The organism is Arthrobacter sp. DualSoilB13, from assembly GCF_055389195.1.
In genome coordinates, this window is sequence record NZ_AP035865.1 from 1,739,534 (window position 1) to 1,754,488 (window position 14,955).

Below are 14,955 nucleotides of genomic sequence, written 5' to 3' on the forward strand. Positions count from 1 at the left end.
CCTACTAGGACAAAGGGCGTGCCGTGATATTCCGCAGAAAACAGGTTACGTCCGGAGGGCTGTGGGCCAACGGGCACTCAAGAAAGAGGGCCTATGGACATTGAGGGCCAGGGGGAGGACAATCTGGCCGAGATCGGGCACAAATCCGGGGCTTCCGGCGTTTGAACCCTTAATCCGGTGGCAGGGAGTTCCTGCGATCCGGTATTCCACCCGGAACAGGTATGGAGGACAAAAGGACCATGGCCACGGACTATGATGCCCCTCGAAAAACCGAGGAAGATGTCAGCGAGGATTCCCTGGAAGAACTCAAGACCCGTCAGTCGGGGAAGCAGTCCTCGGCGGTGGATGTGGACGAGACCGACCTCGCCGATGGCTTTGAGTTGCCGGGGGCGGATCTCTCCGGTGAAGAACTCCTCATTCAGGTCATGCCGCCGCAGCCTGACGAATTTACGTGCTTCAACTGTTTCCTGGTCAAGCACAAGTCCCAGATCGCCGCGGAAAGGGGCGGGCACCAATACTGCAAGGAGTGTGAGAGCTAGCTCCGGGAAGCGGTCAATGCTGCAACGAGTTCATCCGGACGACGCGAGGACGCCAGCCAGTAAGGAGTGCGGTCTGCGGGGTCGGTGATCTCAATCTTGACCACGGCGTCGATCCAGCCGCGGAAGCACATATAAGCCAGTCCGTTCAGGCGCGGGCCACGTTCAGCAGTGGCCTCCTCTTTTCTGAACGCCTGGACAGAACCTACGAATGCGCGGTCTATGCTCGCCCGCCCAACCCGTACGGTGTCGGCAGTGACCGTGATGGTGGGCGTGGAAAGCACCAACATGATGGTCATGATCGCCAGCAGGACCAAAGCGGCGATGATGCCCGTGGCGGCGCTGATGGGCCCAAACATCAGAACGCCCGCGCCGGACAATCCAACAACCACAATCCAGATCCAGACGGACGGCCATAGCTTCTCGGTATACAGGACCTCGGAGGCCGAAGGGGTGTTCCGGGCAGGAACGGGGGAGGACTGGTCAGGCGTAGGCATGGATCCAGCTTATCGGGCATCGGCACCGGGCTCCGCCCTCCTTCATGGATGGCCACAGCCTGCCCCACCTGCCCGGCCCCGCCAGCCAGGCCCGCCGGGCTGAACGACTCGGGTGAACCGGGTCCCGGTAGAATGAACCACTGTGAGCAATGAGACCGCAGTATTCAGTCCAGACGCCGCTTCCGCAGTTGCGGACAGCAGCGAAACCACCGCAGCGTACGGCGCCCCCACTTTGGAGGTGCAGTTGAAAATGCTCGACGCCGGCTTGGAAGCTCCCTCTTATGCGCACCCTGGAGACGCGGGTGCCGATCTCCGCGCCCGCGAAGATGTGCATCTCGCCCCCGGTGAGCGGAAACTCGTTCCAACTGGTGTCTCCATTGCGTTGCCGAACGGATTCGTCGCCCTGATCCATCCCCGCTCCGGACTGGCCACCAAGCACGGACTGACGGTGGTCAATGCCCCCGGTACTGTGGACGCCGGCTACCGTGGCGAAATCGCTGTCACGCTCCTGAACACCGACCAAAACACTGCCATTGACCTCAAACGCGGCGATAGAATTGCACAAATGGTGATTCAGCGCGTCGAATACGCGCAGTTCATTGCTGTTGACCAACTATCGGATTCCGTTCGGGGAACCGGCGGCTTCGGGTCCACGGGCGGCTTCAACGCACCGAAGGCCTGAGAAACTACTGAACCTTGTTTACCGGCCTCCCACGCCTGACGCATTGGAGCGGTTTAGTGAGGTTTAACGTGGTTGCGGTTTACTTGGGGATAGACCACTACTAAGGAGAAAACCCAATGCTTTTTGGGCGCGGCAAAAAGTCCAAGGACGAGAAGCCGGAAACCGCCGGCACCGTCGAGGAGTCCGGTACCGGGGCATCAACTTCCGAGCCAGGCGGGTCCGGCACCCCCGGAGATTTCCGGCTCGGCAAGGGTCCCTTGGACATCGACGAAATCGAGAACCGCGATGGCTACGTGGACCTCGGTGCACTGCTGATCGCACCAGCCGAGGGTCTCCAGCTGCGGCTTGAGGTCGAGGAAGCCACGCAACGCGTGGTTGCGGTGACCATGGACCTCAACGGTTCCAGCTTGCAGCTTCAGGCCTTTGCTGCGCCGCGTTCCGAGGGACTTTGGGATGAGATCCGTGAACAGATCACCCAGTCCGTAGCGAGCCAAGGCGGGGAAACCGAAGAAGTTTCCGGAAGTTTCGGCACGGAGCTGGTAGCCAAACTTCCCGCTGAAGCGGCAGACGGCAGCAGAGGTTTCCGGGCAGCCCGTTTCATGGGTGTGGATGGGCCGCGATGGTTCCTGCGCGGTGTCTTGGGCGGACAGGCCGCCCTCGAACGTGATGCCGCAGCAGGACTGGAAGAGCTCTTCCGTAAGGTTGTTGTGGTCCGCGGTGATAACCCGATGCCACCGCGCGAACTGCTGCAGCTGCGCCTGCCCAAGGATGCTGCAGTGCCGGGCCAGGCCGGCGCGCCCCAAGGTGCGGTTCCCCCCGCGGACCCCGCCATGCGGCAACCGGAGCGAGGGCCGGAGATCACCCAGATTGGCTGATGCATCGGGCCGCTATGGGGTTGCCGGCCAAGGTCCCGAAGGGCAGGGAGTACGTGACCTCCCTGTCCGGGGCCGCGCAGTGTGCACGGGCTTCATTGAGTCCGTCACGCACCAGCCGCCCAGCGAGCAGCCATTCTTCTCTGCCGTGGTGGTTGATTCCGTGCGGCCCGGCGGAGGTGTGCCGAACATGGGAGCCGGCGGAGTCCGGAAGCCCTATGAGCGCCTCCGTGTGATTTGGCTGGGCAGGACCCGGGTTCCAGGCATTGAAGCCGGCGTGGAACTCCGCTTGAAGGGCATGGTCACCCAGGTTGATGGCCTTCCGGCCATGTTCAATCCCCGCTACGAAATACTTTCCCGTCAGGAGCACCTATGACCGTGGCCAACGGTTCCGAACCGAAGGACGCAGGGCGTCAGACGCCCGGCGAGAACGTTTCGTCCCACGTAAACGATGAACCGCAGGCGGACGCCCCACAGTCCGGTGCGGAAGGGCCCACTGTGTCCGACCTCGCTGCAGGGTATGCCCAGAAGGCCGGACTCCACCGTAACAGCGCCGGCCACGTGGATATGCTCAAGTCCGCCGGCGGCGTGCAGGGCATTGCCGAAAGCATCCTTCCGGGTTTGGTGTTCCTTGTGGCTTTTACCGTCACGCGCGACCTCACTCCGGCCCTCATCGCAGCGTTGGCTGCAGCCGCCGTCTTCACAGTGGTTCGTTTGATCCAGCGCCGTCCGTTAACGCAGGCATTGGCGGGAGTGGTGGGGGTGGGCATTTCTGCCTGGCTGGCGAACACCACAGGCAAGGCCGAGGACTTCTACGTGCTCGGCTTCTTCACCAACATCGCTTACATCGCGGCCATGGTGCTGTCCATCGTCTTCAAGTGGCCGGTAGCCGGACTTCTCTTCGGCTTCGTGCGCAATGAAGGACTGGAGTGGCGCAAGGATCCGGAGCGGCTCCGGGCCTACTCCTTGGGCACGTGGATTGTGGTTGCGGTGCTGACCCTGCGCTTGGTGGTTCAGGTTCCCTTGTACTTCATGGGCGAAGCCGGACTGACAGCGTTGGCTACCACCAGGCTTCTGATGGGCGCCCCGCTGTACATTCTGGGCCTTTGGGTGGCCTGGTTGGTTACCAAGCCGGCACCTCAGCCGTCGAAGCCGTCGTCCTCAGCGGACTGATCTGCCGGTTCTGACGTTCCCTCGCGGGGTTCCTTGGCGTCATCGGACGCTGGTGACAACAGAGCCCGCAAGCCGTCCTCAGCTGCGATGGTGGTGACGAAAAAGAGCTCGTCACCGCCGTCCAGAACATCATCACGCGTGGGCGTAATGGGTGCTTGATCACGCAGGATGGCAACCAGGGTGGCGTCTTCGGGCCACTCAATGCCCCCCACTGTGCTGCCAATGACGTGGGAGTCGTGAGGAACGGTGAATTCCACGATCGAGGCCACGCCCGTCTGGAGGGTCAACAGGCGCACGATGTCGCCGATTTCCACCGCTTCTTCCACCAACGCTGTCATAAGCTGCGGTGTGTTGACGGCAACGTCCACCCCCCAGGAGTCATTGAACATCCAGTCGTTCTTGGGATTGTTCACGCGCCCCACGGTGCGGCCTACTCCGAACTCGGTCTTGGCGAGCAAGGACACCACCAGATTCACTTTGTCGTCGCCGGTGGCAGAAACCACCACGTCCGCATCCTCAAGTTTCGCGTCCTGCAGGGTGCTGAGTTCGCAGGCATCGCCCACCAGCCAGCGTGCCCCTCGCAGCCCGCTGCGCCCAATCACTTCAGGCTTCAAATCAATCAGGAGAATCTGGTGCTTGTGAGCCAGGAGCTCACGTGCAATGGACGAGCCGACGCTGCCCGCGCCAACAATGACAACTTTCACTAAGACTCCTTGGCGGGTGCTTTGGCGAGAATTCGGCTGATCTCGGATGTTCTGTCAAGGCTCACCATCGCGTGGACGGTATCACCTTCCTGATATGCGGTCCCGGCCTGGGGCAACAGGCCCTCGCCGAACCTGGTGAGGAAAGCGATGCGGATTCCGGCCGCGGACTCGATGGAATCCATGCTGTGTCCGATCCATGCCTCGTGCAGATCCACTTCGGCCAGCACCAAGCGGCCCGAAGGTTCGCGGTAGTCGCCGGCCAGGTGCTGCTCCGGAAGTATCCGCCGGAGAACCTGGTCGGCACTCCAGCGCACGGCTGCCACTGTGGGGATACCGAGCCGCTGGTAGATTTCGGCGCGGCCGGGGTCGTAGATCCGTGCCACCACATGGGAGACATGGAAGGTCTCACGGGCAACGCGCGTGGCCAGGATGTTTGAATTGTCGCCGCTGGAGACAGCGGCGAAGGCGTAGGCCTCTTCGACGCCGGCCTGCTTGAGGGTGTCACGGTCGAAGCCGACACCGGTGACCTTGCGCCCCGTGAAAGTGTTGCGCAATCGGCGGAAGGCCCGCTCGTCCTGGTCGATGATGGCCACGGAGTGACCGGCATCCTCCAAAGTGTGTGCCAAGGTTGCGCCAACACGGCCGCAACCCATGATCACGAAGTGAGCCACCGTGTCTCCTTATGTGTGTAGTCCGTCCCGCTCGGTATGACTTTACCGGTGCAGCGGGGGTATGCCGGTGACAACCGTCATGACATCCCTGGGGATTCAGAGTAGCTTTGCGGAGTGCTGACAATTCTGAATGCCGCCAAGCGGGTGTTGGTGGGCCGGCCGGTCAGGAATGACCGCCTGTCCCACACGTTGTTGCCCAAACGCATCGCTTTGCCGATCTTCGCCTCGGATGCCCTGTCCTCAGTGGCTTACGCCCCGGACGAAATCCTGCTGACGCTCGCCCTTGCCGGCGTCAGTGCCGTGGCTTTCTCTCCGCTGGTTGGCCTTGCGGTCATGGTGGTGTTGCTCACAGTTGTGGCTTCCTATCGTCAGAACGTCCACGCCTATCCCTCCGGGGGCGGCGACTATGAGATTGCCAACGTCAACCTCGGCAAGTATGCCGGGTTGACCGTGGCTTCTGCCTTGCTGGTGGACTACGTGCTCACGGTTGCCGTGTCCATGTCCTCGGCGGCGACGTACCTCACCACGGCCATCCCGGCACTGCATGGCCAGCAGGCGCTGATAGCCACTGTAGGCGTGATCATCCTCGCGCTGGTCAACCTCCGCGGTGTCAAGGAGGCCGGGACGCTGTTCGCAGTACCGACGTACATCTTCATGGCATCCATTCTTGGGATGACCGCCGTGGGCATCTTCCAGGCCGCCACCGGCACGTTGGGAGAGGCGCCTTCGGCCAATTTCACCATTGTTCCCGAGCCTGGATTTGATGAGGGCCTGGTGGGGCTGGCCGGAGCCTTCCTGCTTCTGCGTGCCTTCTCCTCGGGAGCCGCTGCTCTGACAGGTGTTGAAGCCATCAGCAACGGGGTGCCCAATTTCCAGAAGCCCAAGAGCAAGAATGCGGCAACAACCCTGCTCCTGCTGGGCGTCATAGCCGCTTCCATGCTGGCAGGCATCCTCTACTTGGCCAACGCCACCAAGGTGCACATTGTCCTTGACCCGGCCCGCGAGTTCCTGGTGGACGGCAAGCCGCTGCCTGAGGGCTACATCCAGACTCCGGCCATCAGCCAGATAGCCGACACCATTTTCGGCTCCGGCTCCATCCTCTTCTACGTAGTAGTTGCTGCCACCGGCGTCATCCTGGTGTTTGCTTCCAACACGGCGTTCAACGGCTTCCCCGTGCTGGGTTCGATTCTGGCCCAGGACGGCTACCTGCCCAGGCAGCTGCGTACTCGAGGCGACAGGCTTGCTTTCAGTAATGGTGTCCTTGCGCTGGCAGCGGGGGCTCTGGTCCTGATTCTCGCCTTCAACGCCGATGTCACCAAGCTGATCCAGCTCTACATTGTGGGCGTCTTCATCTCCTTCACCGCAAGTCAACTGGGAATGATCAGGCACTGGGGCCGTGAACTGAAACTCGCGCGGGACAAAGCTGTCCGGCGTCGCATCATCAAGTCCCGGACCATCAATATGCTGGGCTTCGGGATGACGGCCCTGGTCCTTGTCATTGTCCTCATCACCAAGTTCGAGCAAGGCGCCTGGATAGCCTTGCTCGCCATGTTCGTCCTCTTCCTCATTATGTGGAGCATCCGCGCGCACTATGACAACGTGGCCAGGGAGTTGGCGGTGGATGAGGACTCCTCGCCCCGTGCATTGCCCACCAGGGTCCACGCTGTTCTCCTGGTCTCACATGTCCGCAAGCCGGTCCTTCGCGCACTGGCCTATGCGCGGGCGTCGAGGCCTTCGCGCCTGGACGCCGTGACCGTGGACATCAGCGCCGAAGAAACGGCCCAGACCGTCCGCGATTGGGAGAAGCTGGAAATTCCGGTTCCCCTGACCGTCCTGGCCAGTCCCTACCGTGAAACCGTGACGCCCATCATGGACTACATCAAGAACATGCGCCGGGACTCACCGCGGGACCTGATCGTGGTGTACATCCCCGAATATGTGGTGGGCAAATGGTGGGAGCAACTCGTCCATAACCAAACAGCACTCAGAATCAAGACGAGGCTCCACTTTGAACCTGGAGTCATGGTTGCCAGCGTCCCGTGGCAGTTGAAATCGTCCGAAGAAGCAAAGGCCTTGCAGGATACCTAAATGACCTCCCACAGCAATTCCCCCCAACACCATCACACCGGTGACCACCATTCCGCGGACCAGGCCACGCCCGGTGCTGAACTGGTGGTGGACATCGGCCCCATCGCCCATGGAGGGCACTTCGTCGCCCGGCACGAAGGCCGCGTCATCTTCGTCCGGCACGGCATCCCGGGAGAGAAAGTCCGGATCCGGTTGACCGAATCCGGTGACTCGTCGCGCTTCTGGCGTGCCGACGTCGTCGAGGTCCTTGAAGCCTCACCCGACCGCGTTCCGCACTTCTGGAAGCAGGCGGATTCACTGAGTTCCTGGAGCCGCGGGACACCGCCGGTGGGCGGCGCGGAGCTTGGACACATTTCCTTGCAGCGCCAGCGTGCACTGAAAGCCGAAGTGCTGGCGGAGCAGCTCAAGCGCCTTGCCGGCCTGGACCTCGCCACCGAGGTGGAAGCCGTGGGAGAAAACCACGACGGCGGACTCGGCTGGCGGACGCGGGCCAGCTTCGCGGTGACTCCCAAAGGCCGGTTGGGCATGCACGCACACCGTTCAGATGTGGTGCTTCCCATCAAGGAGATGCCGTTGGCGCTTGCGGGCGTCAATGAGCTGAAGCTGTGGGACCTTGACCTGTCCGGCATCGCCCGTGTGGAAGTTGCCGTGCCCGCCAACGGTTCGCGGCCCCTGATCCTGCTGGCCCCGGAAGAGTCCACCAGCCCCAAGAGATTGCACAGCATCCTTTCGCAGCTGCCGCACGATGTCTCGGTTGCCAGTTTCGATCCCGGCAAGGGCGAAGTCCTGCAGCTTCGGGGGAGGACCTGGGTGCAGGAAACCGCAGCAGGCCATGAGTACCGTGTAACCGGTGAGGGTTTCTGGCAGATCCACAAGGACGCCCCGGACACGCTGGTGGACGCTGTAGCGGGCTATCTTTCCCGCGGTGGGTACTTACAGCCCGGTGCGACGGTGGCCGACCTCTACGCCGGCGCCGGCCTGTTTACGGCACCTTTGGCGGACGCCGTCGGAGTGACCGGTTCGGTACTGTCCGTTGAAGGCGCGCCGGGCACCAGCCGTGACGCCCGAAAAAACCTGCATGGTCAATCCCAGGTGGAAATCGTGCAGGGGCGTGTGGAGAAGGTGCTGCACCAACGCGCCCGCAGCTTCGACTCGCTGGTGCTGGATCCACCGCGTGCAGGGGCGGGCAAGGCCGTGGTCAAGCAATTGATGGCCACCGGACCCCGCGCAATCGCCTATGTGTCATGCGATCCCGCATCCTTTGCGCGTGATCTGGGTTACTTCCATCAAGGCGGCTGGCGGCTTGAGTCGCTGCGGGCCTTCGATCTTTACCCGAACACCCATCACCTGGAAACGGTGGGATTGATCGTCCCCGGACCGTAACTGCGGCGCAGTCCGCGTTCCGTGGTGCCATTGGTGAAACTGCCTGTTTCCCCGGAGGCACCTGATCAGTGACGCAACACCGAAGTATGCCATTACGATGGCAGTAGTAGCCCCGGTCAACGGAAATCAAAGCCGCTGACCGGGGTGACCAAGAGAGATGCCGCCCGGCTAAGTAAGGTGCGCCTAACTGGCTAGCGGCCAACCACGCGACAAAGATGAAACTGTTGCGAGAGGAGTCCTGCCATGAGCACTGTGGACAGCTTCGGTTCCAAAGGCGTACTGAATGTAGCCGGCACCGACTATGAAATTTTCCGGTTGAACTCCGTAGAGGGCGCAGACAGCCTTCCGTTCAGCCTTAAGGTATTGCTTGAAAACCTCCTGCGGACTGAGGATGGCGCCAATATAACGGCTGACCATGTCCGCGCGCTGGCCGGTTGGGATCCCAATGCGGAGCCCGACACGGAAATCCAGTTCACCCCCGCCCGCGTCATCATGCAGGACTTCACCGGCGTTCCCTGCGTCGTTGACCTGGCTACCATGCGTGAAGCCGTCAAGGAGCTCGGCGGTGACCCCAAGCGCGTCAACCCGTTGGCGCCTGCAGAAATGGTGATCGACCACTCCGTCCAGATCGATGCCTTCGGTAACTCCGGCGCACTGGAGCGCAACATGGAGATCGAATACCAGCGCAACGGTGAGCGCTACCAGTTCCTTCGCTGGGGCCAGACCGCGTTCGACGACTTCAAGGTTGTCCCCCCGGGAACCGGCATCGTCCACCAGGTCAACATCGAATACCTGGCACGCACGGTCATGACCCGCGAGGTAGACGGCGTTGTCCGCGCCTACCCCGACACCTGTGTTGGCACCGACTCGCACACCACCATGGTCAACGGCCTGGGCATCCTGGGTTGGGGCGTTGGCGGCATCGAAGCCGAAGCTGCAATGCTCGGCCAGCCCGTCTCCATGCTGATTCCCCGCGTTGTGGGCTTCAAGCTCAAGGGCAGCATCCCCGCCGGCGCCACCGCTACCGACGTCGTGCTGACCATCACCGAAATGCTGCGCAAGCACGGCGTTGTTGGCAAGTTCGTTGAGTTCTACGGCGAAGGCGTTGCCGCCGTGCCGCTGGCCAACCGCGCCACCATCGGCAACATGAGCCCGGAATTCGGTTCCACGGCTGCGATGTTCCCGATCGACGACGTCACCCTGGACTACCTGCGCCTGACCGGCCGCTCCGAAGCAAATGTTGCCTTGGTTGAGGCCTACAGCAAGGAACAGGGCCTCTGGCACGATCCTTCCCGCGAACTGCGCTTCTCCGAGTTCCTGGAGCTGGACCTGTCCACCGTTGTTCCTTCCATCTCCGGCCCCAAACGTCCCCAGGACCGCATTGAGCTCACGGACGCCAAGGAGCAGTTCCGCAAGGACATCCACAACTACGTCGCCATTGAAGACGGCAGCGTTGACGAGTCCCTGGACGAATCGTTCCCGGCTTCGGATGCACCGTCCTTCACGCACGCCGATTCGCACACCACGGAAACGGACCGCGTTTACTCTGCCGCCAACGGTGCCCACGGCCGCCCGTCGTCGCCGGTCAAGGTCAAGACCGCCGATGGCCGCGAGTTCGAGCTGGACCACGGCGCAGTGTCGATCGCTTCGATCACGTCCTGCACCAACACGTCCAACCCGTCCGTCATGCTGGCTGCGGCCCTCCTTGCACGCAACGCCGTGGACAAGGGCCTGACCTCCAAGCCGTGGGTCAAGACCTCTGTGGCACCGGGCTCAAAGGTTGTCACTGACTACTACGAGAAGTCCGGCCTCACCCCCTACCTGGAGAAGCTCGGCTTCTACATTGTGGGCTATGGCTGCGCCACCTGCATCGGTAACTCCGGCCCGCTTGAGCCGGAAATCTCCGAGGCAATCCAGGCCAACGACCTCTCCGTCACCGCCGTCCTCTCCGGCAACCGCAACTTCGAAGGCCGCATCAACCCGGACGTGAAGATGAACTACCTGGCCTCGCCGCCACTGGTCATCGCCTACGCCCTGGCAGGCAGCATGGACTTCGACTTCGAAACCGATGCCCTGGGCACGGACTCCGAGGGCAACGAGGTCTTCCTGAAGGACATCTGGCCGAACCCCACTGAGGTGCAGGAAGTCATTGACTCCTCCATTGACGAGGCAATGTTCGCCAAGGGTTACGAGGGCGTCTTTGACGGCGACGACCGCTGGAAGGCACTGGACACGCCCGCAGGCGACACTTTCGCTTGGGCCGAGGACTCCACCTACGTGCGGAAGCCCCCTTACTTCGAAGGCATGAAGGCCCAGCCGGATCCCGTCAAGGACATTTCGGGCGCCCGCGTGCTCCTGAAGCTTGGCGATTCCGTCACCACGGACCACATCTCCCCGGCCGGTTCCTTCAAGTCGGACACTCCTGCGGGCCAGTACCTTCTGGCCAACGGTGTGGAGCGCAAGGACTTCAACTCCTACGGCTCACGCCGTGGCAACCACGAAGTCATGATTCGCGGTACATTTGCCAACATCCGCATCAAGAACCAGCTCCTGGACAACGTTGAGGGTGGCTTCACCCGCGACTTCAGCCAGGAAGGTGCGCCCCAGGCTTACGTCTACGACGCAGCACAGAACTACCAGGCAGCAGGAACGCCCCTGGTTGTCCTGGCCGGCAAGGAATACGGCTCCGGCTCGTCCCGTGACTGGGCAGCCAAGGGTACGGCGCTTCTGGGCGTCAAGGCCGTCGTCGCTGAGAGCTACGAGCGCATCCACCGCTCCAACCTCATCGGCATGGGAGTCCTTCCGTTGCAGTACCCGGCCGGCGAGTCGGCAGCAACGCTGGGCCTGACGGGCACCGAAACCTTCGCGGTGGAAGGCGTCACCGAGCTCAACAACGGCACCACGCCGAAGACGCTCAAGGTCACGGCCACGGCTGAAGACGGTACCGCCAAGTCCTTCGACGCCGTTCTGCGCATCGATACCCCGGGTGAAGCGGACTACTACCGCAACGGCGGCATCCTGCAGTACGTTCTGCGCCAGATCTCGGCATAAGGAAGCGGCTGGTTCCCAGCTGATTCAGTAGCCGGACAGCCCCGGCTGGTCGCCCGACCAGCCGGGGCTGTTGGCGTCCCGGGCATCAGTCAGGGGACCGGACCGGGAGAACAATGCCAAGGCTTGAGGCCGAGGCGCACCATGCTTGCCCGGGCACGCGCTAGAGTTAACAAGCACGTCATTCACCCTAAGGAGGGCCGTTGGGACTTTTGGAAACCGTCAAGGATCCACGGGACCTGGCCACATTATCCGGCACCGAGCTGGAACAACTGGCCGGCGAAATCAGGGCGTTCCTGATCACCAACGTAGCCGCGACGGGTGGACACCTCGGGCCCAATCTGGGCGTCGTAGAGCTCACCCTCGCCGTGCACCGGAACTTTGAGTCACCGCGGGACAGCATCGTCTTCGATACGGGGCACCAGTCCTATGTGCACAAGCTGCTCACAGGACGTCAGGACTTCACCACGCTCCGCCAGCAGGGAGGGCTATCCGGCTACCCTGACCGTGCCGAGTCCGAGCACGACATCGTGGAGAGTTCACACGCATCTTCCTCACTGTCCTGGGCTGACGGCATCTCGCGTGCCCGCCAGCTGACCGGTGAAGGCGACCGGTTCGTCGTCGCCGTCGTTGGCGATGGCGCGCTGACCGGTGGCATGGCGTGGGAAGCCATCAACAACATTGCCGCCGACAAACGGCGCCGCGTGGTGATCGTGGTCAATGACAACGGACGCTCGTATGCCCCCACTGTTGGCGGTTTTGCCGATTACCTTGCCTCGCTGCGTCCCACCATTGATTCCCTGCGCACCACGCCGGCTTACGAGCGCATGCTGGACTGGTGGAAGAAGAAGCTCCAGGACGGCGGCCCGGCGGGTCAGTTCACTTATAAGAGCCTGCATGCCATGAAGAAGGGCATCAAGGACTGGTGGGCCCCGCAGGGTATGTTCGAGGACCTTGGCATGAAGTACATCGGCCCGGTTGACGGACACAACCTCCAAGCCATGGAACATGCGCTCAACACCGCAAAGGCCTACGGTGGACCCGTCATTGTGCATGCCATGACGGAGAAGGGCCACGGCTATGCGCCGGCTTTGGCCAATGAAGCAGACCAGTTCCACGCGGTAGGCATCATTGACCCCGAAACGGGTGAGCCCACGGAAATGCCGGGAGCAAGGTCCTGGACCTCCGTTTTCGCTGAAGAGATCGCGGATATCGCGGATGAGCGCCCGGATATCGTCGGTATTACCGGCGCCATGCTGATCCCCGTGGGATTGCACAAGTTTGCTGAGCGCCACCCCGAACGGGTGATCGATGTCGGTATTGCCGAGCAGCACGCGCTGACGTCCGCCGCTGGTATGGCCTTCGGTGGGCTTCACCCCGTGGTGGCGGTTTACGCCACGTTCCTGAATCGCGCCTTTGACCAACTCCTAATGGATGTTGCACTGCATAAAGCCGGTGTGACCATCGTCCTGGACCGTGCCGGCGTGACCGGCCCGGATGGCCCCAGCCACCACGGCATGTGGGACATGGCGATGGTTCAGATCGTGCCCGGTCTCCATTTGGCGGCTCCCCGTGACGCCACCAGGCTCCGCGAAGAACTGCGTGAAGCAGTCGCCATCAACGATGCCCCCACGGTGGTCCGATTCTCGAAGGGCAGCGTTGGTTCCGAAATTGAAGCGATAGACAGGCTTCACGACGGCGTGGACATCCTCGCACGGCGTCCGGAAGGCTCCACCGAGAACGATGTCCTGATTGTCAGCGTCGGCGCTATGTCCGAACTCGCTCTGGATGTTGCTTCCCGACTGGGCGCCCAAGGCATCAGTTCCACGGTGGTGGATCCGCGGTGGGTCCTTCCCGTCCGTAAATCCATCATTGCCCTTGCTGCCCGTCACCGCCTGGTGATCTGCATAGAAGACGGCGTCCGCGCAGGTGGCGTGGGGTCCCGTATCCGACAGGAAATGCGCGCCGCTGGCGTGGACACCGCGCTGAACGAAGTGGGCCTGCCGGTGGAGTTCCTGGTGCACGGCTCCCGCAGCCAGGTCCTGGAGCGCGTTGGCCTGACGGCTCAGAAGATAACGCACGACGTCGTAGCCCAGGTTTTGGGGACGAAGGTCCCCTTCGCCAGGCCTCTCCCGGGCCAGGAGCACCCCACCACCGGCAGCCTGCCAACGCTGTGACGGACGAGCGCGCGCCGGGCGCAGTGCAGCCCGGTGACCTCGTGGTGTCGAGGAACAGGAAATGGGACGGCAAGGCCCACTGGGTGGTGCCTGGACGTTACCTTGGTGAAGACATCCACGGTTGGTGGATATTTCAGGGGGCAGGGGAGTTCTGTGCCCGCCCGGGAGCAGCTTTCTACACAGCATCGGACGCCTTGTTGCTGGTCCCGCGGGCAGGCGAGTTTGTGGCAACCTTCTACGACGACAGTTATCCGGGGGACTTCAGGATCTATGTTGACCTGGCCACCGGTCATGACTGGAATCCCATCAAGCCGGGCGTTTGGGAATTTCACATGATTGATATGGATCTGGACGTGATCCGTTCCACTAAGCATGGGGTGTTCGTAGACGATGAGGACGAATTTGAGCATCATCGGATGGCCATGGGCTATCCGCAACAGACGGTGGACTCAATGCTCACAGAATGCGCAGCGCTCTTTGAGGCAGTGGACACCATGAAAGCGCCTTTCGACGTCAACGGAGCCACCAGCACCAGCGCCGAGTGGTTCAGGAAAGGACGAGCATGAGCGGCATTATCCGCGCGTACAAGCGCGACGACGACGGAGTACTTCACTTCCGTGAGGCCTGGTATGACGACGAAGACCAGCAGTTCGTTGTTAATCACGGTGTAGTGGGTCACCAGAGCAAGACCGACGAGGCAGACGTTGACGACGAATCTGCCGTGGATGGCCTGATGGCTGCCTTTGCTGCGCAATGCGAGGAAGACGGCTATGCCGAGATCCCTGAGTCTGAACAGTTTTGGGTAGTTGCCCAGATTGCGTTGAAGTCAAAGGACGGCACTGAACGCGACCGTCACCTTGAGCGTAAAGCCAAAGCTGCCCTCACCGGTGAATTGGCGTGGCGCGGGCTGGGAGTAGTGGACCGTTCGGAAATCGGCAACGGCCACCTGAACATCTTCTGCCTTTGCCCGGACGTCAACAAGGCCGTGAACGCCATCAAAATCTGCGTCCGTGGTGAGGACCTGGACTTCACCAAGCTCACGGTTGCGGCAGCTCCCCGCAGTGACCCCACGGCATTCCGTGTGAAGCACTCGCCCAAGCAGGGTGTGGGCTTTACTCTCTAAG

At 62.1% G+C, this 14,955-nt stretch carries 15 protein-coding genes; 11 read left to right on the forward strand and 4 right to left on the reverse strand.

Annotation, left to right across the window (positions count from 1 at the left end):
• Nucleotides 1-239: 239 nt before the first annotated feature.
• A complete protein-coding gene (locus ACZ5J0_RS08030; RefSeq protein WP_024820531.1) occupies nt 240-539 on the forward strand; it encodes a DUF4193 domain-containing protein in 300 nt (99 codons plus the stop codon).
• Here the strand turns inward: ACZ5J0_RS08030 and ACZ5J0_RS08035 are convergent.
• Entirely contained in the window at nt 536-1,033 is a 498-nt protein-coding gene (locus ACZ5J0_RS08035; protein WP_142939474.1) for a DUF3093 domain-containing protein, read from the reverse strand. The genes ACZ5J0_RS08030 and ACZ5J0_RS08035 overlap by 4 nt on opposite strands.
• Before the next feature lie 142 nt (nt 1,034-1,175).
• Here ACZ5J0_RS08035 and dut point away from each other — a divergent pair, with 142 nt between their 5' ends.
• The 4 genes from dut (at nt 1,176) to ACZ5J0_RS08055 (ending at nt 3,760) form a co-directional block, all read left to right on the forward strand.
• Complete coding sequence (gene dut / locus ACZ5J0_RS08040; protein WP_464094539.1) at nt 1,176-1,715, forward strand: dUTP diphosphatase; 540 nt, start codon at nt 1,176-1,178, stop codon at nt 1,713-1,715.
• A 116-nt stretch (nt 1,716-1,831) separates the two neighbouring features.
• On the forward strand, nt 1,832-2,590 hold the full coding sequence (locus ACZ5J0_RS08045) for a DUF3710 domain-containing protein (RefSeq protein WP_142939471.1): 759 nt from the start codon (nt 1,832-1,834) through the stop codon (nt 2,588-2,590).
• Complete coding sequence (locus tag ACZ5J0_RS08050) at nt 2,583-2,963, forward strand: hypothetical protein (RefSeq protein ID WP_208097145.1); 381 nt, start codon at nt 2,583-2,585, stop codon at nt 2,961-2,963. Before ACZ5J0_RS08045 ends, ACZ5J0_RS08050 begins: the two co-directional genes overlap by 8 nt.
• On the forward strand, nt 2,960-3,760 hold the full coding sequence (locus ACZ5J0_RS08055) for a DUF3159 domain-containing protein (RefSeq protein WP_142939470.1): 801 nt from the start codon (nt 2,960-2,962) through the stop codon (nt 3,758-3,760). Before ACZ5J0_RS08050 ends, ACZ5J0_RS08055 begins: the two co-directional genes overlap by 4 nt.
• Here the strand turns inward: ACZ5J0_RS08055 and ACZ5J0_RS08060 are convergent.
• Together ACZ5J0_RS08060 and ACZ5J0_RS08065 are read right to left on the reverse strand one after the other, a co-directional pair.
• Nucleotides 3,727-4,464 carry an NAD-binding protein gene (locus ACZ5J0_RS08060; RefSeq protein ID WP_166842775.1) on the reverse strand — a complete coding sequence of 246 codons (738 nt, stop codon included), beginning with the start codon at nt 4,462-4,464 and terminating at the stop codon, nt 3,727-3,729. The two genes, ACZ5J0_RS08055 and ACZ5J0_RS08060, sit on opposite strands and share 34 nt — an antisense overlap.
• Nucleotides 4,464-5,135, reverse strand: a complete 672-nt coding sequence (locus ACZ5J0_RS08065; protein ID WP_142939468.1) for a potassium channel family protein — start codon at nt 5,133-5,135, stop codon at nt 4,464-4,466. Before ACZ5J0_RS08065 ends, ACZ5J0_RS08060 begins: the two co-directional genes overlap by 1 nt.
• Before the next feature lie 114 nt (nt 5,136-5,249).
• Between ACZ5J0_RS08065 and ACZ5J0_RS08070 the strand changes: the two genes are divergently transcribed.
• The 3 genes from ACZ5J0_RS08070 to acnA all read left to right on the forward strand — a co-directional run bounded on the left by ACZ5J0_RS08070 (nt 5,250) and on the right by acnA (nt 11,657).
• Nucleotides 5,250-7,223 (forward strand): APC family permease, encoded by a 1,974-nt coding sequence (locus ACZ5J0_RS08070; protein WP_166842776.1) that lies wholly within the window; start codon nt 5,250-5,252, stop codon nt 7,221-7,223.
• Nucleotides 7,224-8,606, forward strand: a complete 1,383-nt coding sequence (locus tag ACZ5J0_RS08075) for a class I SAM-dependent RNA methyltransferase (protein WP_464094540.1) — start codon at nt 7,224-7,226, stop codon at nt 8,604-8,606.
• Between the two features lie 243 nt (nt 8,607-8,849).
• The gene (gene acnA / locus ACZ5J0_RS08080; RefSeq protein WP_142939465.1) at nt 8,850-11,657 is read left to right on the forward strand and encodes an aconitate hydratase AcnA; all 2,808 of its coding nucleotides are present in this window, start codon (nt 8,850-8,852) and stop codon (nt 11,655-11,657) included.
• A 24-nt stretch (nt 11,658-11,681) separates the two neighbouring features.
• Here acnA and ACZ5J0_RS08085 read toward each other — a convergent pair whose 3' ends face one another.
• Nucleotides 11,682-11,834, reverse strand: a complete 153-nt coding sequence (locus ACZ5J0_RS08085) for a hypothetical protein (protein ID WP_464094541.1) — start codon at nt 11,832-11,834, stop codon at nt 11,682-11,684.
• A gap of 23 nt (nt 11,835-11,857) precedes the next feature.
• Here ACZ5J0_RS08085 and dxs point away from each other — a divergent pair, with 23 nt between their 5' ends.
• Genes dxs through ACZ5J0_RS08100 form a run of 3 tightly spaced genes read left to right on the forward strand, consistent with a single transcriptional unit; the run spans nt 11,858 to nt 14,954 of the window.
• A complete protein-coding gene (gene dxs / locus ACZ5J0_RS08090; RefSeq protein WP_142939464.1) occupies nt 11,858-13,831 on the forward strand; it encodes a 1-deoxy-D-xylulose-5-phosphate synthase in 1,974 nt (657 codons plus the stop codon).
• Nucleotides 13,828-14,397, forward strand: coding sequence for a DUF402 domain-containing protein (locus tag ACZ5J0_RS08095; protein ID WP_223942320.1), 570 nt, complete (start codon nt 13,828-13,830; stop codon nt 14,395-14,397). Before dxs ends, ACZ5J0_RS08095 begins: the two co-directional genes overlap by 4 nt.
• Nucleotides 14,394-14,954 carry a hypothetical protein gene (locus tag ACZ5J0_RS08100; protein WP_464094542.1) on the forward strand — a complete coding sequence of 187 codons (561 nt, stop codon included), beginning with the start codon at nt 14,394-14,396 and terminating at the stop codon, nt 14,952-14,954. Before ACZ5J0_RS08095 ends, ACZ5J0_RS08100 begins: the two co-directional genes overlap by 4 nt.
• Nucleotide 14,955: the final 1 nt, after the last annotated feature.